We start from the raw sequence: 24,073 nt of genomic DNA, 5'->3' as shown, positions 1-24,073 counted from the left end.
CCTCGGCGCCGGCTACGAATTCGGCGCACCGCTGCCCGACGGCACCCCGGTGAGCATGAAGGGCGGCGGCCCGTTCGGCTTCGCCCCGCCGAGTGGACCGACGACACGTCCATGGCCGTCGCCCTCGCCGAAGCGCTTGTGGACTCCCCGTCCGCTCCCGGCTCGGTCTCCGTGCTGACTGCTCTTGTCCGGGCGTGGACGGGATGGGCCACCGACGCGAAGGACGTTGGCGCGCAAACCAGTTCGGTCATCGCTGCTGCCCGGCGGCTGGCCGTGGCCGCCGGCCGGAGCGAGGCCGACGCTGAGGACTTCACTACCGCTGCCGCTGAGTTCCATGCCCGCACGGGCCGGAGCGCCGGCAACGGCTCGCTGATGCGCACCGCTCCCCTGGCTCTGGCCTATCTGGACCGCAGCCCTGAGGAGCTCATGGCCCAGGCCGGGGTTGTCAGCGCGCTGACCCATGTCGATGCCGATGCGCAGGAGGCGTGTGGCCTGTGGTGCGTCGCGATCCGGAAGGCGGTGCTCACCGGCACGCTGGATGTTCGGGCGGGTCTTGCTTACGTGGCCCCGGGGCGGGCGGCCGTCTGGCTGGAGCGAATTGAGACCGCGGAGCAGTCCCGGCCGCGGGACTTCGCCCGCAACGGCTGGGTCGTGGAGGCGTTCCAGGGAGCGTGGAGCGCCATCCACTACACGTCTGCGTTCACCTCCGGTCCGGCTCATCTCCGGGCGGCATTAGAGGAAGCCGTCCGCGGCGGCCGCGACACGGATACTGTTGCCGCCATCGCCGGCGGCCCGCTCGGTGCGGCCTACGGTTACAGCGCGGTGCCGTTCGAGTGGCGGCAGCACCTGCACGGCTGGCCGGGGCTGCGTGCCCGGGACCTGATGGCGCTCGGCATGGAGCTGGCCCGCGGCGACGGCCGCCGCCTGGACTCCTGGCCGCGAGCGGTGACCCACGACTACAGCATATGGGGCCGTACCGATGCGCTGGTCCGGCACCCGCACGACGACGGCGTCTGGCTGGGCGGGGTTGGTTCCGTCGCCAAGATGGCCGAGTTGGGGATCGATGCGGTGGTGTCACTGTGCCGGTTAGGCGTTGACGACGTTCCGGCTGTCGGCGCTGCCGATCACGCAACCTTCTGGGTGGTTGATTCCTTCGATGCCGGGGACAACGCCCATCCTGACTTTGTGCTCCGGGAGGCGACGGCCGCCGTCGAAAGCTACCGGGCGGAGGGCAAGACCGTCCTGCTGCAATGCGTCCGGGCGGAATCCCGGACGCCGACCGTGGCGGCGCTGTATGGCGCTCGGGTAGATGGCCTGACTCCCTTGGAAGCGTTGGCAGACCTGCAGTCCGTTTTGCCAGGGGCGCGGCCGAATCCGCTGTTTGTGGACGTGCTGGGAAATGCGGTAAACGACATCGATGCACTGGGACCTAGCCCTCAGCAGAGGTAACGCGCGGACATATCCATTCACGACTCAGCGCGCGTTTAGTCATAAACTTCCAACGGTCCGGAGCAGATGCTTCTAAACTCGGTTTCATCGAGCCTCAACTAGATATCCAAATACTGCGGCTAGTCTAAGCTCATGCAATCGGTTCCTGCTGGAGAAATCACATCGGCCGTTGCGAAATTCCTTCGCTCAACGGACGGAAAGTCAAGTGAAATGTACCGCCGGGAGAGGAGCTGGGACTTTTGCTTCAACTACTTTCAGGAGAACTCCACACCCACACAGGACATGGAGCTAAGCTGCCTTCAACTTGGCTACTACATCGCCAGCTGGGGCATGCTGCGTGGTTCAACGTACCTGTTCCGTGAAACCAACGCCCGCCATTATCAGTCGACCATCGAGGTTATCGAGCGCTACAACCCAGAGATGCGTGAGTTGAATGACAGGCCGTTGTTCGATCCCAAAGCGCAAGAGTTGACACTTGCCGCTTATGCTGATCTACGTCGGGCCATCCTGCCCAAAGGCGGTACAGCCCTGACTCTCGTCACCAAGGTCATGATGGGAGTTTGGGGGACGGTACCGTCTTTTGACAAGTACTTCATCATGGGATTTCGCTCATTAGGTGAGGGACGGGAGAAGGCAGCATTCAACACACTCGGAATCCGTTCACTCTCTTTACTTGAGGAGTTCTACGGACAAAACAAAATGGAAATCGAAGGTTTGGCCCGGGCCTATAAGACTCTGGACTTCACATCGGGAAAGCTCACCGAACGACGGTTCACCTGTGCCAAGATCGTCGACATGTATGGATTCAGCTTGGGCTACTACTGAAGTCGCATCTCTTTAGGATGCTTAGGATAACTGAAATTTCCACTGATACTCACCCTGGCCTCATAAATTAGAAAGCTGTGCTGTGTTCAACTACCCCATCATCGAGGAGCGCTGCTCCTGCGGAGCCAGCACGCAAACCGTCGGTACCGGAACTTCTGCGCGCTGGATATTCGACCGTTGGCGCGCGGACCACGCCTGTCCTCCCAAGCCACCTGCAGATCCGCGAACGGCTTTGATCCGTCCTCTTGCCGAGGTGTGGGAGGACTACCATGAATTCGAACCGGGGGGACCAAGCGCGAAGACAGTTCTTTTCAGGCAGTGGCCAGCTTTAGCATCAGCGATCATGATGCTGGTCGATGCTGAGGTTCCTGTAGTTCAGGAAGAACAGCAAGGGCGCAGAGTTGTTAGCACGCAAAGCATGAAAATCTTGAACATCAATGCCACCAGTACGCGTCAAGCGGATATCGCTCTACCCTACGAGACTGACGAGCATGTCCAGAGCGCATGGCAGTACATATTTCGCCGGAATTGCGTCAACGTTCAGCCCGAGCCGGATGTGAATAGCCAAGACCGGGCGATGCTTGAACACTGCGCCAAGGCTTTCCAACAAGGCGAGCAACTCCACATCCCCGGCGCCGACCAAGCCCGTCGCTTGATCTTAAGTATTCGTCAAAGCGAGATGAGCTATGACATCCGAGAGCTCTTTGACCCAGCCATCTGAAACGTCGAAATTCTCGCGTCAAAAGACATGAGGACCGACAGGAAGCAAGCAGCTCTTCGTGCCGCCATGGTGAACAGTGGCATCAGTCGGACAGAGCCGGCAAGCACCCCATCAAGAGCCCGGTGGCGCTCTTTGCATGCTTTCGAGAAGTGGCTGGAGAGCCGACTCGGTTCCCGGCTCAGCAGCCGCTTCGCGTATCTGGTCAGCCTTCCCTACACCGACGTCCCCAGGGACAAGGAGATGGCCGGATGCCCGCGCTCGCTGATCCTGGACCAGACGGACATGAAGTCACCGGCGGAGCTGGTCCGTCACGCCGTCGAACACGAAGGCAACGCAGCCATCCCGCTGGCGCCTTCCTTCCTGGAGCGCATCGTGCCGCACCTCAGCGGGGACCTCAACACGGACTTCGCAGTGCCGGTGGACCCGCAGGAAGCCGAGGACACACAGGACCACCCCAATAGGATGCACGGCCGAGGCAGGGCCACCTAAACGCTAACAGCCATCGAGGGGCAGGAGACTCGCAACGAGCGATGAATTCTGCGCGCCGAAATGGAAGCCGACGCCATAGGATGTACGCATCGTCGAGCCCGGAGTTGGGCACCAAGATGGGGGCACAGTGAGGTCTATTCCGGAAGTACCGGAGTTCGGCGACGGACAGGTGGCCGAGAAAGCCGTATGGCAAGCGCTGCGGAACAGCCTGCCGGATGACTGCGTGCTGGCCCATTCCGTCCAAGTGCGCGATGGCCGGGCTGAGCATGAGATCGACCTGCTCGTGCTGTGGCCCGGCGTCGGCATGGCCGCAATCGAAGTTAAGGGCGGGCTTGTCTCCATCGACAACGGGCAGTGGTGCCAGTCCGACCGAAGTGGGAAGCACCGCATCCTGAGCCCTGTGGCCCAGTCGCAAGGCTCGCTCCACGCGTTCAAGAACTGGATTGGCAGGCAACTTGGTACGCCTGTGACCAGCCGGTTCGCCTACATGGTTGCGCTGCCGTACACCCCCGTGCGGCAGGACTGGGATATGGCTGGCTGTCCGCGGGCCCTTGTCCTTGACAAGGCAGACGTCGCTTCGCCGGCGGAACTGGTACGTGAAGCGATAGAGCGCGAAGGCGGCGGAGCCAGCGTGTTGGCTCCGTCCTTCATGGATCGCATCGTCAGGCACCTGAGCGGGGATTTGAATACGCAGTCCGTTGATTCCTTGGATCCGCAGGAAGCCGAGGACACGCAGGATCACCTCACCGAGCGGCAGGCTGTACTGCTTCAGGCTACGAGGTCACTCGACAGGGTCCGGTTCACCGGCGGTGCAGGCAGCGGGAAGACCTGGCTCGCCGTGGAGAAGGCCCGCCTGCTCAGCAGGCAGGGCAAACGCGTGGGCCTTTTCTGCTACAACAAGGGCCTCGGGCAGTATCTGCAGGACCGGGTTTCCGGTTGGCGCCAGGCAAAGCCGGTCTTCACCGGCGAGTTCCACGAATACGTACGGGGGCTAGGCGTTCCCGACGGTTCGGGGCAGGAGTATTTCGATGTGGCGATGCCCCGCCTGCTGAAGGAACTGGCAGCAACGATGGAGCAGCATGAGCGGCTGGACGCCGTCGTCGTCGATGAAGCACAGGACTTCGCCCCGCTGTGGTGGGATGCGCTGCTCGCCTGCACCAAGAACCCCGACGGCGGTGAAGTGTATGCCTTCATGGATGACCGTCAGGATGTCTACCGCAGGTGGGGCGGGGCGACGGCGGACTTCACCTTTGGGCCCACGGCAAGCTTTGTGCCCATCCACATTGATGAGAACCTCCGCAACACTCGCAAGATCGCCGAAACCTTCAAGCCCCTGGCCGGAGAGCATTTCACTCCGCGCGGCAGCACGGGCCTGCCCGTCCGCTTCGTGGATTGCGCATCGGACGAGGCGCTCGACGTCGGCGGAGACTGCGTGGATGCGCTCATCACCGAAGGCTGGGCCAACAACCAGATTGCGCTCCTCACCACAAAGGAGCGGCACCCGATCCATCTGGACTTCTTCGAGCGCGGCGCCACGGAAGACTACTGGCGCGAGTTCCACGCAGGCGAAGCGGAATTCTACGGCCACGTACTGGGCTTCAAGGGCCTGGAGCGCTCCGTCGTTGTGCTGTGCGTCAACGGCTTCAAGGACATGGAACGCGCAGCAGAGCAGCTGTACGTCGGCCTGTCCCGCGCGAGGAGCCTGCTGGTGGTGGTCGGCGACGGCACACTGCTGGAGGAGGCCGGCGGCAGGGAGCTGAAGATGGCACTGTCTCGGGCCCAGACGTGGTGGCCTCCTCAGGCGTGACGCCATTGCTGGCCGCTGTTTGGGCGAGCACGACGGCGGGCAGTTCTGTTTTTTGTCAGACCCGCCCCATAGTCTTCATTCACTGAGTTCCAAACCGTCCAATGGGGGATGAAATGCCAGAACTTGCCGACGACGCGTCGCACCTAAGTGCCACGCTCACCCGGGTGTCTGAAGCGGTCCCTGCCGCGTCTGTTCCGACCGAGTACGACTATGCCTTCCTTTACGCCTGGCAGCAGGAGGCGCTGAAGGCCTGGCATTCCAATGCACGCCGCGGCGTCATCGAGGCTGTCACCGGTGCAGGCAAGACGCGCGTCGGCATCGCTGCGGCATTCGAGGCAGTCCGGCAGGGCATCAAGGTGCTGATCCTCGTCCCAACTGCCGAGCTCCAAGCCCAATGGCTGGCCTCGCTCCAGCGCGACCTGCCGAAGGCCCGGCGCGGCGCGCTCGGCAACGGCCGCTCAGACTCCCTGGACAACGTCGACATCCTCGTGGCCATCGTGCACTCGGCCTCCAACCGGGAGACGCTGCGCAGCCACAAAGCCGGGCTGATTATCGCCGACGAGTGCCACCGTTATGCAGCGCCGATATTCACGGGCGCTCTCCAAGAAGGGTATGCCTGGCGCCTTGGGCTCACGGCCACCTACGAGCGGTCCGACGGCGAGCACGAGAACCTCCTGACTCCGTACTTCGGCGGGGTGGTCTACAAGCTCTGGTATGACCGAGCCCTGCAGGACGAAGTCATTGCGCCCTTCGACATTGCGCTCGTAGGCGTCGACCTGACCGCTTCGGAGCAGGTCAGCTACGACGAGTTCTCCGACACGATGGCCGAGACGGCCCGCCACTTGGAGTCCTACGCCGGTATCCCGCGACGGCCTTTCCACCAGTTCATCGCCGCCGTCGCCGCGCTGGCAGCCTCCGAGTCCCCGAGCCGGGAAGCGACGCTCGCCCGCAGGTACATGCGCGCCATGTCATCCCGACTCACGCTGCTGGCAGAGGCGCGGACCAAGTACCTCGCCCTGGCCGCGCTGAAGGAGACCGTGGACCAGTCCCGTGGCACGCTGGTCTTCACCCAGACCCAGGAGTCCGCGCGCCGGGCCGAGCAGGTCTACACGGCTCTGGGCTCCAGGGCCTCCGCGCTGTACAGCGGCATGGCCAAGGACGACCGGAAACAGGGCATGGAGGACTTCCGCAGCGGCGCCTCCCAGATCCTCGCTGCGCCGCGGCTGCTCGACGAAGGCATCGACGTGCCGGAAGCGGACCTCGGCATCATCGTGGCGGCCAACAGAAGCCAGCGGCAGATGGTGCAACGGCTGGGACGAGTCATCCGCAAGAAGGCGGACGGTCGCGTGGGCCGGCTTGTTGTTCTCTACTCCAAGGGGACTGTGGAGGATCCGGACGTGCAGGGCGAGGAGTTCCTCGGCAAAGTGTTGCCCTTCGCCCGTGAGGTCGACTTCTTTGACATGAAGACGGACCTTGACCGGCTGCAGGAGTTCCTTCGCCAGCCGGAGCCTGTGGCACCGCCGGCCCCTGAGCCCAAGCCGGCGCCTCCCGCGCGTACAAATGACCCCCGGGTCCCGGCCGGGGAAGATGCCTCGGATGAGCCGGAGACCGAGCCCGGCGAGGATGTCTTGGACGGCGTAGGGCAGGAGGACCTTCTGCCGACGGCCTGCTACGACGATGAGGATGAAGCCGCGCCGACTTCGTTCGATCTTGAAGATCCTGAGTGGCCGGAGGAACTTGCCGGGACAGAAGGCTTCAGTGACGACGCCGTCTCCGATTACCTCAAGCGTGCCGGACGGGCAGCTCTTCTGACAGCCGAGCAGGAAGTGGAGCTGGCGCAGGAGATCGAAGCAGGGCTCTTCGCCACACACCTCCTGCAAGACGGCACTCCGCGAGGCCGCAGGGAATCCCGGGAACTTCGAGCGATTGCGCTCCTGGGTGAACGGGCTGCCGACGCCCTGCTCAAAGCAAACCTGCGGCTCGTGGTGTCTATCGCCAAGCGGTACATGAATCACGGCTTGGACTTCCTGGACCTCATCCAGGAAGGAAACCTCGGCCTCCACCGTGCAGTCTGCAAATTCGACTACACCAAGGGTTTCAAGTTCTCGACCTATGCGACGTGGTGGATCCGGCAGTCCATCACCCGTGCTTTGGCGGATCAAGGACGCCTGATTCGGCTTCCCGTCCACATGGTGGAGCAGATTCAGAAGGTCCTGTCTTTGCAGCGTGGCGCGGCTCTGGAAGGCCTCCCCTGCACCAGCGCGGATATCGCACACCGTGCTGGTACCACCGCTTCGAAAGTCGAGTATCTCCTGAACCTGGACAAGATGGTCTATTCGCTGGACTTCTTGGTTCCCGACGGCAGGGGCGGACTGGAGCCGGCGGGAGAACAACTGGTCGATCCCTCCGGTGTGGATGTCATCGAACGGATAGCGGCGGCTGAGCTCACTGCACAGATCCACACCATCCTCGACACGTTCACCGAGCGGGAGGCCGGCGTGATCGCCATGCGATTCGGTCTCACGGATGGCGAGCACAAGACACTCGACGAAATCGGGAAGGTTTACGGGGTCACCCGCGAGCGTATTCGTCAGATCGAGAAGAAGACCATGGACCTGCTCAAGGACCCCTCTATTTCCGGACCGCTGCGCAGCTTCCACTTTGACGGCGAGCCGGCGCTAGCCGCCCGGCAGGCGGATTCATCAGAGCCTGTCACCTCCGTACAGCCCGCCGAGGACATCGGTCGGAATAACGGGGAGGGGACGCAATGACAATCCTGTCAGTGCAGGTTGCTATGTTGTGTGAAACGTCGGGATGAGGGAACGAAATGACCTGCAGTAACTTCTCTTCGGTAAGCGACGCCTTGGCTGAGCTCGCCGGAATCATCGGCCATGCACAGGCCACGGACCCTCTGGCGCCTGTCACCGTGTTGGTCCCGTCCCACGCTTCCGGTCTGGACGTAAGCAGGTACCTCGGCCGGACGCTGAACTCAGGCGCAGGAAGTGCGGGCGTCAGAGCGTTCACCGTGAAGGACCTGGCGACTGAACTCATCGCCGACGACGCAGCCCTAAATGGAAAGCGCCCACTGCTGCCGGTCCTCAGGCTGGGCGCGGTCAGCCAAGTCTTGAATGATGCTCCGGGTCTCTTCAAGGATGTTGCCGACCGGGCCGCCACGGCCAGTGCCATAGCTAAGACCGCCGAGCTGCTGGACGCCGCACCGGATCCAACCGATCCTGCCCTTCCCGGCTTTACGCATGAAGTGCTTCGGATTCACGGGACTGCCAAGGAGGCCTTGGCCTCCCAGTGGTACACCGACCATGATGCCTTCATCCTCGCGGGCCAGAAACTTGGAACCACCCCAATGAAGCGGCGGCTTGGGACCGTTATTGGCTTCATGCTCGGAACCGAGCCCAGCCCCTCCGAATCTTCCTTCCGGCAGAGCCTCGAAGAGAGCGGCATGCAAAGCATGGCTGCGTCCGGTGACCTGGGCGACAGCACAACCCTGATGACAGCCTCGGATGCCGATGACGAAGTCCGCGCAGTCGTCCGGCTTGTCGTTGAAAGACTGGCAGCGGGCACTCCTGGCCACCGCATCGGCATATTCCACTCAGCCTCCCGGCCGTACGCCGCTTTGCTGTCCCAGCGGCTTACAGAGTCGGGGCTAACTTTCGTCGGTCCGGCAGCCCATCGGCTCACCGACTCGCCGCTCGCCCGCGGCCTTCTTCATTTACTGAAACTCGATCCTCAGCAACCTGACACGCGCGCCATCCTGAACATCCACGCCGAAGGAACGTTCGCCTGGCAGGAACAGAAGCTGCCCAGCAGCGCCGTCTGTGAAAAGCTGCACACCAGTCCACCCGCGGGAGACGAGACCGGAGAGAAGAGCTCGGATAGCCGAGCCCGTCAACTTGAGCAGTTCGAAACATTCCAATCCTTTGTCGCGGCACTCGCAGCCCGGCTTGAGCAGATCCACACTAGCGAAACCTGGAGCGACGCGTCAGCTGGGATGGTCTCGCTTCTTGAAGATTTCATGGGCCCGCGAACAGCAACAGAACGGCCGGAGAAGGCGGCTGCCCGTGACGCCTTGAACCAGGCCGCTTTTGAGCTCCGACACTTGGACCTCGTCGGCCCGCAGCCTCGGCCATCGCTTGTGCAAAGTGCAATGGAGGAGGCGATAGCTTCGAAGGGTGGCTGGACCGGGAAGAGTGGAACCGGCGTCGTCATCGGCAGCTACGCCGACGCCGTTGCCAGGGATCTGGACGTTCTGTTCCTTGTCGGAGCGGCCGAAGGGCTGGCGCCGGCTAGAATCCGGGAGAACCCGCTCCTTCCGGACACCGTCAGGGCAACGATGGCCTGTGGTCTCCCCACTGTGGAGCAGCGGGCGGAAGCCAGCAAGGAACAGTTCTTCGCCGCACTGGCCGCGGGATCGGAGCGTATCGTCACAAGCCCCCGGGGGGACCTACGTGGATCCGGAAATTACCAGATTTCCCGATGGCTGAGCGCCCGTCCTGACAAGGAACTGCAGTCCTTCGCCCACGGCATAGAGAACGGTTCCCCTACTAAGGCCGGGCTTCCCCCAACGGCCCAGGAGTGGCGGCTACGACGCATCCTCACCGCCGAGGAGCGTATGGCGGCGCTTCGGGATGATACGGCGCTGCAGCAGGCACTGGCTGTTACCCGGGACCGGCGCGACGGCATTTTCTCCAGATTCAACGGCAATCTCGGAGCGCATGCGGGAACCATCGTTGAAGCGGAAAAGGCGTTGTCGCCGACTCGCCTCGAGGACTGGGTGACCAGTCCGCTCAACTACTTCCTGAAGCACGTCCTGAAGGTGAACATCCTGGAAGACGTCACCTTGGAGGTTCAGATTTCGCCTCAGCAGCGGGGTATTCTCGTTCACCAAGTGCTGGAAGACTACGTCCGCAGCATCACCAAAGACGGCCTTGATCCGTCGTCGGACCGCCTCATGGAGTTGGCGGATGCCGCCTTTGCGGAATCCGCCAACCCTGCGTGGCTCAGTCACGTCTGGGAGCGGAATCAGGCCATGATCCGCCAAGACCTGCAGCGGGTAGCGGCTGAGGACCACGACAGTCTCACCGGCGGCTGGAGCTACCTCGCCGAGGAGGCAAGCTTCGGGCCGGAGGACACCGATAGCCACCCGCCGGTCGAGCTGACCCTCAACGACGGCACCGTGATCCGGTTCCGGGGAAAGGTGGACCGGATCGACCGGAATGCCGACGGCACCGTCAAGGTCATCGATTACAAAACCGGCAAGGCCGACAAGTACGCACCACTCAAAAACCATCCCACCGCGGACGGCACCCGGTACCAACTTCCGGTTTACGGCCTGTTCGCGCGGACGCTGGCAGATCCTCAGTCACCTGTCGCCGCCGAGTACTGGTTCATCTCCAAAGCGGGCCACTTCGCGAAGATCGGCTACACCGTGACTGACGACGTCATGGAGCAGCTTCGTGAAGACGCAGGCCTCATCATGTCGGCGCTGCGGAACGGCGTATTCCCCCCGCGGCCCGAGTCTGACCGCTACATCAACTTCACCACCATGATGGGGGCCCAGGAGCTTGGCCAGCAGTGGCTAAAGCTTCAAAACGCCCACGAACTGCAGCCGTATGCCAAGCTCCTGAAGGCGGAGAAATGAAATCCCAAGTCCTGGAACTCACCGACCAGACAGACCGCACGCTGATCGAGCAGGAGCTCGGAACCAACATCTTCGTCGAAGCAGGCGCAGGCAGTGGCAAGACGCATGAACTTGTCGAACGCATCTGCGCTATGGTCGACGCCGGCGTCGAACTCAAAAGCGTCGCCGCCATCACCTTTACGGAAAAGGCAGCGGGTGAGCTCCGGGAACGAGTCCGCCGGAAGCTGTCCGACCCGGCCCCTACCGAGCGGCGCCTTAGGGCGCTGAATCAGTTGGACACCGCTCCCATCGGCACCATCCACTCCTTCGCTGCGCGGATCATCAGCGAACATCCCATCGAAGCCGGGGTGCCGCCCCTAATCACCGTGGTGGACGAGCTGCGGTCCCAGATCGCCTTCACGCGCCGGTGGGAAGCGGCACGGCAAAAACTCTTCACAGACGCGTCCATCGACGACGCCCTCCGCATCATCCTCGCCGTCGGCGTTTCCTTGGACCACCTGCAGAATGTGGCCGCTGACTTGGACGCGAACTGGGACCGACTGGAAAGCCGCCCTCCCCGGAAGCGGCACATCCCGGCTGTGGACCTTGGCCCGATCCTGCGCCAGACCGCCGAGGTCCTCGCACATGCTGATCACTGCACGGATTCGGCCGACAAGTTGTTCACCGCCTTCGAACACATCAGGAGCTGGCACGGCCGGCTGACCGAGGCCGAGACCGGGGAACTCGGCTTGGTGCTCGAGCTCCTGCACTCTGTTCCGCAGAAGGGATTCGGCGGCGGGCAAAAAGGAAACTGGTCCATTAACGTCGCCGACGTGCGAACCTCCTGCAAGGACCTGGCCGACCAAGCTATCGCCCTGCGCAATAGCTTCGTCGAACCCGCCGTCGAAACGGTCACAGCCGCCATGGCTGAGGTACTCGTGCAGGCCGCACGCGAACGCCAGCACAGCGGCGAGCTGGAGTACCACGATCTACTAATCCACGCCCGGGACCTGCTGGTCGGCGAAGACAAGCAGGCTGTGCATACGGCGCTCCACAATCGCTACCGCTGCATCATGCTGGACGAGTTCCAGGACACGGACCCCATCCAGGCGGAACTTGCCATCCGGATCTCGGCCGACGACGTCTGCGGACCCGACGGGTGGGAGCAGCTACACGTCCCTCCAGGCCGGCTGTTCACGGTGGGCGACCCCAAGCAATCCATCTACCGTTTCCGCAGGGCCGACATCGCCACTTACTTGGCGGCCCAGGAGCGCTTCTCCGACGACCAAAGCTCGGCAATCGCGTCGCTCCAGACCAACTTCCGGTCAACGGGGCGCCTCCTCGAATGGATCAACGCCACATTTGGGCAGCTCATCAAGCCGAGCGGCACGATTCAGCCTGAATACCACGCGCTGACGCCCGACCCGCATCGCCCCGAGTGGAGCGAAGAAAACGGTCCGGCTGTCTCCGTCATTGGGCGCGCAGGTGCCCAGCCCGGCGAATCGGGGAAGGTCTCCGCTGACGACATGCGCAGGCAGGAGGCAGCCGACGTTGCTGCTGCGATCAGAATCGCGACCGGCACCGCAGGGCTTCCGGCGTGGCAGAAGCAAAGCAAACGGACCGGCGGTTTCACGTGTTCACCGGTACAGCTGAAGGACATTTGCGTCCTGATCCCCACCCGCACGTCCCTCGCCGCTCTCGAAGACGCCCTTGATGACGCGGGCATCGAGTACCGGGCGGAAGCGTCATCGTTGGTCTACTCCACCCAGGAGGTCACTGACCTGCTGCTCGCGTTGCGGGCAATTTCAAACACGGCGGATGAAGCTGCGCTTGTGTTGTCCCTGCGGTCGGCGATGTTCGGCTGCGGCGATGATGAACTGTTCGAGTGGAAGAAAGCCGGAGGCTACTGGAACCTGTTCTCTGCTGCGCCGGATGCGGTAAAAGACTCCACCGTAGCGCACTCCCTTCAGTACCTTGCCGCACTGTGCCGGGACATCGAAGTCCTGACGCCCGCTGAGATCATGGAGCGTCTGGTTACCGACCGGCGCATGCTGGAGGCAGCAATTGACGCCCCCCGTTACCGCGACGTCTGGCGCAGGCTTCGCTTCGTAATTGACCAGGCCAGGGCCTGGACGGAGGCCACACATGGCGGACTGCGCGATTACCTCGTGTGGGCTGGCGTGCAGCAGGAGGACAATTCGCGGGTCAAGGAAGCTGTGGTGCCGGAAACGGACGTCCAGGCCGTACGGATCATGACCATCCACGCGTCCAAGGGCCTGGAATTCCCCATGGTGATTCTGGCCGGGACCGGATCAGGTCCCAACAATCAGAAGTCCGCAGCCCTCTGGGATCAAAAGTCGCAACTGCAAGTGCACTTCATCGGCGATATCCGCTCGGCCGGTTACGGTAGCGCGGAAGGCGTGGAAAAGCTGTTTGATGACGCCGAGCGACGTCGGCTCCTCTACGTTGCCTGCACCCGCGCGGAGAGCCACCTCGTCGTCTCCCACTACGTGAACGCCAAGAATAGTCTGGGCCAGTTCCTCAAGGACGCCGATGACGCAGCCTCAGCGCCAGACCTGCATATCCCGGAGGACATGCCAGCGCAGGCCCGAACGCCGCACGAGGCTCGCCCAGTCGAACCGTTCGATGCATGGCAGCAACGCCGCGAGACGTGGCAAAGGTCCTCGGCGATAGAGTCCTCCACTTCGGTCACGGCGACGGCAAAGGGTGCCGTAAACGGACAGAAGGGCCTGGGAACCGAGCAGGCACTCCGGTTTGTGGCCATGGAAGACGACGCTCAGCTACCGTCATTCGCTGAGCCAGGAGGGGACCACGGCACGGACTTCGGTACCGCCCTGCACCGGCTGCTCGAACTGACCGACCTGCGGGAGGCTGAGAACTTTGAGGCGCTGGCTGAAAGAGTGGCCGGCCCAGCCGGGCTCAATGATCCTGCCGGCCTCGCCGAGCGTGCCCGCTCTGCCCTGAGGAGCGCACCCGTTCAGAGGGCCGCGGACCGGGAGCACTGGCTCGAGCTTCCCGTCGTCACATCCGTTGACGGCGTGACAGTGGAGGGCGTAGTCGACCTGATGTACCGCGAAGACGACGGAAGCCTGGTCATTGGCGACTTCAAGACAGACATCAGCGTCCAGCAGGAAACAATGGCAGCATACTGGCGTCAGTTGTCGACTTACGCGCAGATGGTGGAGCGTATCACCGGGCAGACGGTGAGCGAGCTAATCCTGATCTTCTGCAGGCCCGGACAAGCAGAGCTCTTTCGACGACGCGTCGAGGAGCAGAAGTAGTGTCGGTGCAGCACTTAAGCTCACTACTTAGTGTGAAGGTAGTCGCACGGACCCCACGCCCAAGTGCATCTCGAACACAAACTCATGTCAGAAATGCCGCTTTCCCTGCAAGCTTTAGGAGCCAACAATGGTTAGGAGCCAACAATGGAAAATGAGATTCAGCTGATCAGTGACGGTGATGGCTTGGCGGTCATCGGTGATCCCGCGGCTGTAGAACGCTTTCTCGTCGCCGAGGGACTTCCGTCGAAGGATCTCGGGCTGCAGCGGCTCGGAACCGCCTTCGGTAACGCGGCTGGAGTCGCGCAGGCAGGGTCCGAGATTGCAGCCAACTCAGGTCGCTGGGTGAAGCTGAGCAAGGAGTCAGCACAGCTTGTCCATAAGTACGGGCTGAGGGAAAGTTCGAAGACGGGTCTCAGCTCCGGCGTGTTGAAGGGGAACAGTGGCCAGATCAAAGGATTCGTCGAATTCGTGAAAGGACCAGGATCGGTTGTGGCCAATCCCGCGATCCTGGCTGGTGCCGCGGGGATCATGGCGCAAGTAGCGATGCAACAGACCATGGACGAAATTACCGACTATCTCGCCGCGATCGATGAGAAAGTCGACGATGTGCTCCGCGCTCAGAAGGACGCTGTGTTGGCGGACATGATCGGAGTGGACTTCGTTATCGAGGAGGCTATGACCATTCGTGAGCAGGTTGGCCGGGTCTCCGAGGTCACGTGGTCGAAGGTGCAGGCTACCTCGATGACGATCGCGCGGACTCAGGCCTACACCTTGCGTCAACTCGACGCACTCGCGGAGAAGATGGAACAGAAAACGAAGGTGGGTGACCTCGCCGCAACCGTCAAGGAAGCCGAGTCCAAAGTTCAAGAGTGGCTCGCCGTTCTGGCTCGCTGCTTTCAACTGCAAGATGCGATCGCCGTTCTCGAACTTGATCGCGTGCTGGACTCATCTCCGGATGAGCTGGACCAGCATCGCCTCGCTCTGAGGGCTGCTCGGAAGAACCGGTTGGAACTCATCGCGCGGAGCACAGAGCGACTGATGGCCCGCATGGATGCGGCTGCTGCCACCGCCAACGCGAAGGTGCTGCTGCACCCGGGCGCGTCGCGGGCAGTGGTGTATTCGAGCAACCATGTCGCGACCGGCGTCGTGGACTTTCACGGGCGGCTCGGGATCGCGGACAGCCGACAGTCATTGGAGGCGAGACGATGGTTGGACGCGGTGGCGGAAGTAAGGGACAAGGCGCTCGAGACAGGAGCAGAGGGAATCGATGCTGCGGGTCGCCTCGGTAACGAAACGCTCGACCTAACCAAATCGGCGAGGGACAAGGCGGTTGAGACGGGGATGGAGGGTATCGACGCCGCCGGACGTCTCGGTAACGAGGCCCTCGACCGAGCCAGATCGGTGAGGGACAAGTTTTCCAAGCTAGCCTTCCCGGGTGCGGGGACGACGACAAAAGAGGTTACGAGGAAGGCTGAATGAGGCGAGTTCTAGTTCAATAGCGCCATCTAGTTCATAAGCGCCCTTGTGGCCAGCCGGCGGCTACTTGGTCTGGTTACCGATGGGGCCAGAATGTTGCGCACCGAGGGCTGAGGTGATTGCTGAAATTAGCATTAGTCCAATTAGCCTAAGCCGGCAAGCGGTCAGTCAGGGTCATCGCCGTCCGGCGCTTTGATGGGTGCGGCGGACCGGGGGAACAGCGGCGTATCGTCGGGTTGCCCCCAGTCTACGAACGCCCCACTAGCGATCCAGTCGAGGCTGGATACGTAGGACTTATCCTTCGCCTCCTCATGGACCCTCCGCAGGTCTCCTACGGTTGCGTCACGGCTCCACATTCTCGCTCGCTGGCTTAGCCGTATACGTGTAGTGCTGCACCGTAGCCCAGCGGCAGCCCGCGGCCATTCAGCCAGGACACCATCACCTCCGAGGCTTCAGCCAGGCTCAGGTTCTGGGACGGAGCGACTCCCGCATATGGCTCGTTCCCGGCTTCATCTGCCGCCAGTCCCCGCCCGATGCGCCAGTTGTTGGTGACCTCACCGCTGACCATAGCAACCTCCACGTGGTATCCGCTTCCTGTACTCATGGCCTGGGCGTACCTCCCAAAATGCGTCACATCGACATGCCTGGTCTGCACCACCAGCCAGTCGCCGTCATGGCAGACCGCTTGGATGAGGCCAACAAGATGAGAGGGTGACTCCACGTCGTGCCAGCCCGTGTCCCACTCACCCACCTGAGCTTTCCATTCCAACAGTTCGTGGTACTGAAGCTCCAGCCTTAGCTCCAGTGAGGATTCGGGAAGTGCGATCCTATCTAGCATGTCGGTGCCTTTCATCTCTAACCGATGCCCTCATTGTCAGCGGCCCCACTGACATTTTTCCGATCGGGGCATGGCGCTCAATGTCCGCCCCGCGCTGGACGACCCGAAGCACTTCGCGACGGCCTGGCTGCACGACGTCATCGAAGACTGCGGCATCACGCCGGACGACCTGACAGCCGCCGGCATCAGCTGCGAGGTGATTGACGCCGTCGTCCTGCTCACCCGTACCGAGGACAACAATGGCAACGCTTAACAGGAGGCCATCCGATGCAATCCCATCGCGCTGGCTGTGAAGCTGTCCGACATCGCGGACAACACCTATCCCGAGCGGACCGCGCGCTTGGAACCCGAAGTTCGGTTGCGGCTGACGGACAAGTACAAAAGGCCAGGGAGTTGCTGGTCCAGTGACCGCGAAGCGACCCCTCACCACCAGCGGTGCCGGCACTTCGGATTCTGGCAGGCCCACGTGGGCACCCCGGACTCCACCTTGCCCGTGGCGGGATAGATCCGCAGTTCCTCCGTCATACAACAGCCGGCGAACTCCGTCTTCGGGTTCTCAGCTATGGCCTCAGGCATCATCATGCCGTACGCAATTCGCCAGGACTCATGCCCGCATATGGGGCATTTGCGGACAGTCACCCGCTTCTTTGCAGGCCTCAGTTCTTCCGTCATGGCAGCAATGTATCCCTAGGTGCCGACAACAGCGGCAGTTACAAAAAACTCTTAGCGCTAAACAAATTTTTGTAAGTACTCCCGATGAGATGGGAGCCTGCCCTGGGCGGAGTTCACCTGAGAGCTCCCCGCAATCTGAATTACCTCAAACAGGGTCTGAGAGGGCCTGCCTCGCGCCGAAAATTTCGGCTGACTTGGACGAAGGACTCTGGCACCGGCGCCGTCCTTCTCTCCCACCCCTTTGAATGGATCCGCTCCCCCCGTGTCTTCCGCCCTGCCCCCGCCTGCGCCCAAACGCTTCCCGCTCGCCGCGATGCTGGTTCTGGCCACCATCACGGCCATCACCACCGAACTCATGCCGTCAGGCCTGCTGCCGCAAATCAGTGCAGGCCTGAACGTCTCCGAGGCGTGGCCGGCTACCTTGCCGCAGCCTATGCCGCCGTCATCGTGGTCACCGTAATCCCGGCCGCCCGGCTGCTGGCCAGTGTTCCGCGGAAGACCCTGCTCATCTCACTGGTCCTCACCTTCGCGCTGAGCAATGTCCTCGCCGGCCTCGCACCCAGCTTTGCGGCGGCCATGGGCGGGCGGCTCGTCGGCGGCCTGGCGCACGGCCTGCTCTGGACCACCGTGGCACCGTTCGTTTCGTGGGTGGTCCCGGCCGACAAAGTAGGCAAGGCCCTGGCCATCGTCTTCAGCGGCAACAGCCTTGGCATGGCCATCGGCGCCCCTGTGGGCAGCGCGCTCGGCGGGCTCCTCGGCTGGCGCGTCTCCTTCCTCTTCCTCGCCGGCTTCGGCCTGCTGCTGACCGGACTGGTCTCTGGCTGCTGCCCTAGGTCCGCCGGATCCCCGACGCCGTCCGCCGCTCCATGCGGCAAGCCATCGTCCAGCCCGGCGTGAGGTCCGTCGCCATCGCCTGGCCGCTGCTGGTCCTGGCCCACTTCGCGCTCTTCACCTGCATCGCGCCGTTCATCCGCGAAGCCGGCCTGCCCGACTACGCCATCAGCCTCTCCCTCACTGTCCTCGGCGCCTCCGGCCTTATCGGCATCTGGACCGCCGGCGTCACCGTGGACTCCCGGCCCCGCCGTTCGCTGCTGATCACGACGGCGGCCGTCGCCGTCGCGATGCTCCTTCTCCCGCTCGGCGGCGGAACCATGCCCGGCGCCATGATCCTCATGACTGTCTGGGGCGCTGGCATCGGCGCGATCGGCATTTACAACCAGGCGGCGATCCTCCGCGCCGGGCGCGAGGACCGGGACGCGGCCAACGGACTCACGGTCCTGACCATCCAGGTGGGCATCACCATCGGAGCGCTCTACGGTTCCGCCGCTCTGGTCCTCGCCGGCCCGCTCATGGTGCCCGTCGCCGCGGCGGTGCCAGTCGCCGTCGCGCTTGTCATTACACTGCGGGCCGGCGGCACGCCTACCCGCCGGGCCGCGATGAGCACGGCTGGTCAGACGCGGAAGCCGCTGAGCCGGCGCTCCAGCACTAGCAGCAACGCTGAGGAGCCACCCTTCAGGGTCGGCAATATCCCAGCATGTCGAGGATGCCGAATCCAATTCAAACTGCACCATGCAAAGCACAATGCATACCGGAGACTTCACTGCCGGTGCCGCCCACCCCCATGTCCACAACTACTGGGTTCCACGGGCGGTGCGGCGCCATTGATCCCGTCATGCGCCATGCCCTCGAACCGTTGTCGGCCGCAGGTGGGCGTCAAGGAATGCTGCAGTCATGCTCCGGTTGCAACACATGACACACAACCAAACACCCAAAGGTGATTGCGAGCCGAGAGCACGAAAAGTCAGTGACGTCGCGTTCTTTGACTCCTTCGCAAGAGAAAAGACCTGGTGAATTCGCCTATCTTATTGCTTTTGCGAAACTGGTTACATCTACACGAGGTTTGTACCACTGAGAAGCCGCTGGTGCGTTAAACCTGCGCAATAATTGCGCCATTCTTGATGGGGCTGGCGCAAAATAAATATCGCTCTTAATAGTTGATACAAATGCAGGTTCGCAGGGTGCTAAAGGCTCGGCATTTCTGTCATAGTTGAGCAATGACAACACCAGAGCTTCCGGGGGCAAGCTCAGTGCAGACTTCCCCCCATCAGCCACAGCAACCACCTCTCGCACAGCCGAATTATGGGCCGCCAACTGAAACAGGTGCGCCCCGTCCAAGAAAACAGAAGAAACAATCGAATGTAGTCGGGCTGATCGCGCTTATCGCAGCGGCGCTCGGGTTCATTTTCGCCTGCATGCCTGGAGCACTCATCGTCGGCTGGGTACTGCTGCCGATCGCGTTCGTTTTGGCCATCGTTTCGCTCTTTATTAAACGCAAGGCCAAGTGGACGGGCGTCACCGCACTTATCGTCTCGATAGTTGGCACGATCGTCGGGTTTGTCGTCTTCTCTTCCGTCGTTGCGACGTCGTTTGACAACGCTTTCGGCAGCGGCGACACCACAGTCGCTCCGCCCTCTGGGGACGCAGGAACGAAGGACCAAGCAGCGGCAAAGGCAAATTCTGCCGCCAAAGCCGGAACGCGTGAGAACCCGTACCCGATTGGCTCCGTCATAAAGTCTGACGACTGGCAGGTTGTGATCAACTCAGTCAAACTCGCTGCCACGGATGCCGTACTCGCGGCCAACGAGTTCAACAAACCGCCTGCCAAGGGGTCGGAGTACATCCTCGTGAACTACTCCGCTACGTATGTCGGTGATGACGCCAACGGTCAGATGCCTGCGTTCGTGTCACTCGAATACGTCACCACAAAGGGCACCACCGTCAATGGACTGGACAAGACTGCCGTCGCACCCAAGCCCATCGACACCACGAGCACCCTGTACAAGGGCGGAACCGCAACCGGCAACATGGCCATTGAAGTGCCCACTGCCGGCGCTGGTCAAGGCGTCCTGGCTGTGAGGCCCGGCATGCTGGGCGACAAAGTATTCGTAGCCGTCAAGTAACAATCACTTAGGACAGTGCAAAGCCCCCGTGCACCACCGGGGGCTTTGCCGCGTTGGCGAGCCATACAGAGCCGTAAGCCGCGGAGCCCGCCCTCCAGCACCAAAAGGAGGCTGCCTCGCCGGCTGCCTCCTTTTTAGTACTCAGACCTGCCCCTTTGTCGGTTCACATCCCGGGCATCAGCCCAAGCTGCCCCATCATCGAGGCGACGTCCGGATGGGCACGGAAGGAGACGATCTTTCCGTCCCTGACTGAAGCGAAGTACGTGCCGGTTCCGGTCACCGACTTGCCCGTGGGCGGAATTTCCTTGTCCCCCATGTGGATCGGCCCGGTGTTGGTGCCGGTGAATTCGATTTCCGCCGCCACCTCGTCGTCGCTGACCACCCGTCTGGTGGTTTTGGCGTGCATGTCGGGGAACGCCTCGAACCATGCGTCCATGTAGGCCTTCACCTGCTCCCGCGTGCGGAACGGCTCTGGCGCCATGACGTCCTCAAAGGTGAAATCATCGGCCAGCAGGCCGGCGAACGCCGCCGTGTCATGCTGGTCCCAGGCCGCCATGCCGCGGTCGTCGAGCTGCTCTACTTCAGCGCGTGACATCACACATCTCCTCCTTGGAATGTCCTGATGCGCCTCATCGTAGGCCTGCGCGAGCCGTAGTCAACGCTCAGTTGCTAGGGCCGGAATTGGTACGGCTCGCCCGTCCTGTTCACATCACCGTTGGCCTGTCCGGACGGTCCCCGTGCGCCGCGCGCGCTTCCTCGTAGCTGCTGTCGAACGGCAGCGAGTCCATTTCCAGCAGCGGGTTGCTGTCCTGCGTCTCTACCAACTCGCGGGCGGCTTCGTCCGAATCCACACTAGGCATGGACCCGGGGAGGTGCCGCTGTGCGGATTCCGGCAGGAAGTAGATGGCGACCGCCGCGATGGCCGACGTCGCCATGAGGTAGAACGCGGGCATCAGGTCGTTACCAGTTGCTTGGATGAGCGCGGCGATGATGAACGGGGCGGTGCCGCCGAAGATCGCGACGGCGAAGTTGTAGGCGATGCCCATGGCAGAGTAGCGGTGGACCGTGGGGAACAGCGCAGGCAGCGCCGATGCGAGAATGGCGACGAAGAACGCCACGGGAAACGCGACCAATGCCAGGCCGGCGAGCGTGGCCGGCACGGTTCCGATCGAGATCAGCAGGAACGCGGGAAGCGACAGCACCACCGTGCTGATGGCCCCGATCCAGAGCACCGGGCGGCGGCCGATCCTGTCCGAGAGGCGTCCCGTCAGCGGGATGCACAGGGACATGACCACCAGCACCGGAACAGTCAGCAGCGTCCCGTGGATCTCGTCGTAGCCCTTGTTGGTGGTCAGGTACGTGGGCATGTAGGACGTCAGGGCATACCCCACGGTGTTGCCGGCGGCCACCAGGATCATGGCCAGCACGATGCGGCGCCAGTGGTCCTTAAAGATCCCCACCGGACCGACGGGGCGGAGCTCGTCGTCGGTCTCGTGATGACCGGCGGCCACGGCTTCCGCCTCCTGCGTGGCCTTGAAGGCGGGTGACTCCTCGATCTTCATGCGGAAGTAGATGGCGACGATGCCCAGCGGACCAGCAACGAGGAACGGGATGCGCCAGCCCCAGGCCTCCATCTGTGGCTGCCCCAGGACGAGCTGGAGGACGGACACCATCCCCGCGCCCAGTGCGAAGCCGAGGTAGCTGCCCATGTCCAGGAAGCTGACGAAGAAGCCGCGGCGGTGGTCCGGCGCATGCTCGCACACGAACGTGGTGGCGCCGGAATACTCGCCGCCGGTGGAGAAGCCCTGGACCAGCTTGGTGAAGACCAGCAGCACGGCGGCCCAGATGCCCAGCACCGAGTAGCCAGGGAGAAGGCCGACGACGAACGTGGCTCCCGCCATCAGCATCAGGGTCATGGCCAGGACTTTTTGCCGGCCGATCTTGTCGCCGAGCCAGCCGAAGAACACGCCACCCAAGGGGCGGGCGATGAACGTGGCGCCGAAGGTTCCGAGCAGGAACAGGTTCTGCACGGCCCTGTCCGCCTCGGGCAGGAACACCGGACCCATGGTGGTGATCAGGTAACCGAACACGCCGACGTCGTACCACTCCATCGTGTTGCCCACGATGGTCCCGCCCAGCGCCTTCCGCAGCGTGCGGTGATTGACGACGTTGACGTCGGACACGCGCAGCCGGCGCTGCTGCAGGGGATGTTCGGTCATGGCTCGGTCACCGTCGCATCGGTCTCCAGGCTGGGCACACGCCGTCGTACTGGCGGCCTCCCTGTTCAGCGGAAAGCCCAGCTCTCCGACCATCTTCCCACTGCCCGACTGGCACAACAATGAAAACTGCAGCCCGTGCACACGGCCCGGGCCTCCGCCGTCGTCCGCTCTCCCGGATAGCTATCTCCGGTTCAAGCGCGCAATTGACCTATCCTCCAACAACTCTGCCGGACGTGTCCGGCCGGCACTGAGGCGAGGGGACGCTGCCTGCCGCCTCGTCAGGGAGTAGGCCGGATCGCGGTGTCCGGGCTATAGGAAGTAATGGTCGAGGCGGCGCCGCTGTCCAGAACCTTCGAGTGGGTCGTTGACGCGTCCAGGACCACATGCTGGGCAGGGAGATTGGCGATTACGTGGTTGAGAGCCACAACGTTAGCGTCCCCGCCGCTGATGAGGATGATGGTGGGCTCGACTTTCGGGGGAATCACCTTGGTGGGGGCGACGTCGTACGCGAAGACGTTGTTTGAGATGAGGTTGTTGTCTCCGTTCACGTGGAGAACACCATAGAGGTCGTCCAGGCCGTTGCTCTTGCCGAGGAATGGCGGGAAACCCTCGGTTCCCCTCCTGAAGTGGTTGGACGTGACAAGGTTTTCCTTGCAGCCATTGAGCAGGCGCATCATTCCGGGATAGAAACCCTGCAGGCGATTGGACGTTACCGAAGTCCTGGTACATCCCGTGAACTCGATAAGGCTCCGTCCCCGCGGAAAGAGGTTATTGCCGGTGACGAGCAGGCCTTCATGGTTTTCTGCAAGGAGCGTGACCCCGTCCGGGCCAGCACCCATAAGATTGTCGCTCACAATCGTCGCCTGGCCAGCCCCTGTCAGTTCAACGCAGTTTCCGCATTCAGCGATCATGTTGTCGTGCACACGCAGCGCGTCGGCACCATGGACAATGAGCGCGTGCTCCAGGTAGACAAATCCCATTCCCGTGATGTGCAGGGAGTCGTTATCCGAGGCCACTTCGATTCCGGTCCGGCCGTTGTGGTAACTGTTCTGGTCAGGTACGAAGTCCACCCCGTCAAGACAGAAATCCCTGAACACGATTCCGGATAGGCGCGGATTGCCGGTTCGGCGCACGAGGAATGCCTGAGGCGTGGCCGCAGGCGTGAGGACGCGGATGTGGCTGCCGCCTGGCTGGAGCTCCAGCCACCCAGTGGTATCCACATTGTCGCGGATGCTGCGCGAGAAGAATCCGTGGCCGAAGCCCGCGATGGTCAGAAAACTGATGTCGACGACCACCTGAGTGCGAAGGTCGTAGTCCCCCGGCGGGACGAATATGACCGCTCCAGGTCTCGCACCGGGGCTTGTCTGCCGCCGCTTGATATCGGCGATGATGTCGTTGATGACGGCACCGACATCGGACTGGGCGGTAACTTCCGGATGCCCCTTAATCTTCCAGGCGGTCACATCGTAGGTGTTTGGTGAGCCGAACAGTGCCCCTTTGCCGCCGTCGTCGGCATTCGCGTTTTGTGGTACTCCCAGCGTCAGTGCCGCCGCCAGGGTGCCTGCGGCACCGGCTCCGAGCATCCGACGACGGCTCGGATTCGCCGGGCTTACGTTCTGTCCCTTGGTTCGTTCCACGGGTTCTCCTCTGTGCAGGGATTGCTTCATTGGGATCTTCGGG

Annotated in this window: 18 protein-coding genes; 14 read left to right on the top strand and 4 right to left on the bottom strand. The window is 62.6% G+C overall.

The features are described 5' to 3' along the window. Positions 1-18 precede the first annotated feature (18 nt). The 9 genes from AC1DFE_RS07100 (at position 19) to AC1DFE_RS07060 (ending at position 15,707) form a co-directional block, all read left to right on the top strand. Complete coding sequence (locus AC1DFE_RS07100; protein ID WP_476905297.1) at positions 19-1,449, top strand: ADP-ribosylglycohydrolase family protein; 1,431 nt, start codon at positions 19-21, stop codon at positions 1,447-1,449. A 132-nt stretch (positions 1,450-1,581) separates the two neighbouring features. Further along, positions 1,582-2,274, top strand: coding sequence for a hypothetical protein (locus AC1DFE_RS07095; protein WP_476905198.1), 693 nt, complete (start codon positions 1,582-1,584; stop codon positions 2,272-2,274). An 82-nt stretch (positions 2,275-2,356) separates the two neighbouring features. After that, a complete protein-coding gene (locus AC1DFE_RS07090; protein WP_476905197.1) occupies positions 2,357-2,995 on the top strand; it encodes a hypothetical protein in 639 nt (212 codons plus the stop codon). 132 nt (positions 2,996-3,127) lie between these two features. After that, entirely contained in the window at positions 3,128-3,484 is a 357-nt protein-coding gene (locus tag AC1DFE_RS07085) for a hypothetical protein (protein WP_476905196.1), read from the top strand. 127 nt (positions 3,485-3,611) lie between these two features. Further along, on the top strand, positions 3,612-5,291 hold the full coding sequence (locus tag AC1DFE_RS07080) for a nuclease-related domain-containing DEAD/DEAH box helicase (RefSeq protein ID WP_476905195.1): 1,680 nt from the start codon (positions 3,612-3,614) through the stop codon (positions 5,289-5,291). A 113-nt stretch (positions 5,292-5,404) separates the two neighbouring features. Next, positions 5,405-8,062, top strand: coding sequence for a sigma-70 family RNA polymerase sigma factor (locus AC1DFE_RS07075; protein WP_476905194.1), 2,658 nt, complete (start codon positions 5,405-5,407; stop codon positions 8,060-8,062). A 56-nt stretch (positions 8,063-8,118) separates the two neighbouring features. Then, complete coding sequence (locus AC1DFE_RS07070; protein ID WP_476905193.1) at positions 8,119-10,947, top strand: PD-(D/E)XK nuclease family protein; 2,829 nt, start codon at positions 8,119-8,121, stop codon at positions 10,945-10,947. Next, positions 10,944-14,228: a UvrD-helicase domain-containing protein gene (locus AC1DFE_RS07065; protein ID WP_476905192.1), complete on the top strand. Its 3,285-nt coding sequence runs from the start codon at positions 10,944-10,946 to the stop codon at positions 14,226-14,228. The genes AC1DFE_RS07070 and AC1DFE_RS07065 overlap by 4 nt, the downstream gene beginning before the upstream one ends. A gap of 144 nt (positions 14,229-14,372) precedes the next feature. Next, a complete protein-coding gene (locus AC1DFE_RS07060; RefSeq protein ID WP_476905299.1) occupies positions 14,373-15,707 on the top strand; it encodes a hypothetical protein in 1,335 nt (444 codons plus the stop codon). 367 nt (positions 15,708-16,074) lie between these two features. Here the strand turns inward: AC1DFE_RS07060 and AC1DFE_RS07055 are convergent, their stop codons facing one another. Then, positions 16,075-16,542, bottom strand: coding sequence for a hypothetical protein (locus AC1DFE_RS07055; protein WP_476905191.1), 468 nt, complete (start codon positions 16,540-16,542; stop codon positions 16,075-16,077). A 70-nt stretch (positions 16,543-16,612) separates the two neighbouring features. On the opposite strand from AC1DFE_RS07055, the gene AC1DFE_RS07050 reads away from it, so the two are divergent. The 5 genes from AC1DFE_RS07050 to AC1DFE_RS07030 all read left to right on the top strand — a co-directional run bounded on the left by AC1DFE_RS07050 (position 16,613) and on the right by AC1DFE_RS07030 (position 20,174). After that, positions 16,613-16,795, top strand: coding sequence for a hypothetical protein (locus AC1DFE_RS07050; RefSeq protein WP_476905190.1), 183 nt, complete (start codon positions 16,613-16,615; stop codon positions 16,793-16,795). Positions 16,796-17,476: 681 nt separating this feature from the next. Beyond that, positions 17,477-17,674: a hypothetical protein gene (locus tag AC1DFE_RS07045; protein WP_476905189.1), complete on the top strand. Its 198-nt coding sequence runs from the start codon at positions 17,477-17,479 to the stop codon at positions 17,672-17,674. Beyond that, positions 17,623-18,111 carry an MFS transporter gene (locus AC1DFE_RS07040; RefSeq protein WP_476905188.1) on the top strand — a complete coding sequence of 163 codons (489 nt, stop codon included), beginning with the start codon at positions 17,623-17,625 and terminating at the stop codon, positions 18,109-18,111. Before AC1DFE_RS07045 ends, AC1DFE_RS07040 begins: the two co-directional genes overlap by 52 nt. Next, positions 18,081-18,992 carry an MFS transporter gene (locus AC1DFE_RS07035; protein WP_476905187.1) on the top strand — a complete coding sequence of 304 codons (912 nt, stop codon included), beginning with the start codon at positions 18,081-18,083 and terminating at the stop codon, positions 18,990-18,992. Before AC1DFE_RS07040 ends, AC1DFE_RS07035 begins: the two co-directional genes overlap by 31 nt. A 474-nt stretch (positions 18,993-19,466) precedes the next feature. Further along, positions 19,467-20,174: a hypothetical protein gene (locus AC1DFE_RS07030; protein ID WP_476905186.1), complete on the top strand. Its 708-nt coding sequence runs from the start codon at positions 19,467-19,469 to the stop codon at positions 20,172-20,174. A 163-nt stretch (positions 20,175-20,337) separates the two neighbouring features. Here the strand turns inward: AC1DFE_RS07030 and AC1DFE_RS07025 are convergent, their stop codons facing one another. The 3 genes from AC1DFE_RS07025 to AC1DFE_RS07015 form a co-directional block, all read right to left on the bottom strand. Next, complete coding sequence (locus AC1DFE_RS07025) at positions 20,338-20,769, bottom strand: ester cyclase (protein WP_476905185.1); 432 nt, start codon at positions 20,767-20,769, stop codon at positions 20,338-20,340. 109 nt (positions 20,770-20,878) lie between these two features. After that, entirely contained in the window at positions 20,879-22,393 is a 1,515-nt protein-coding gene (locus tag AC1DFE_RS07020; protein ID WP_476905184.1) for an MFS transporter, read from the bottom strand. 278 nt (positions 22,394-22,671) lie between these two features. Beyond that, on the bottom strand, positions 22,672-23,976 hold the full coding sequence (locus AC1DFE_RS07015; RefSeq protein WP_476905296.1) for a NosD domain-containing protein: 1,305 nt from the start codon (positions 23,974-23,976) through the stop codon (positions 22,672-22,674). Between the last annotated feature and the right edge of the window lie 97 nt (positions 23,977-24,073).

The sequence above is a fragment of the Arthrobacter sp. 05T423 genome (assembly GCF_056396245.1).
Note: the sequence above shows the minus strand (reverse complement) of the source record. Positions and strands in the feature narration are given on the sequence as shown.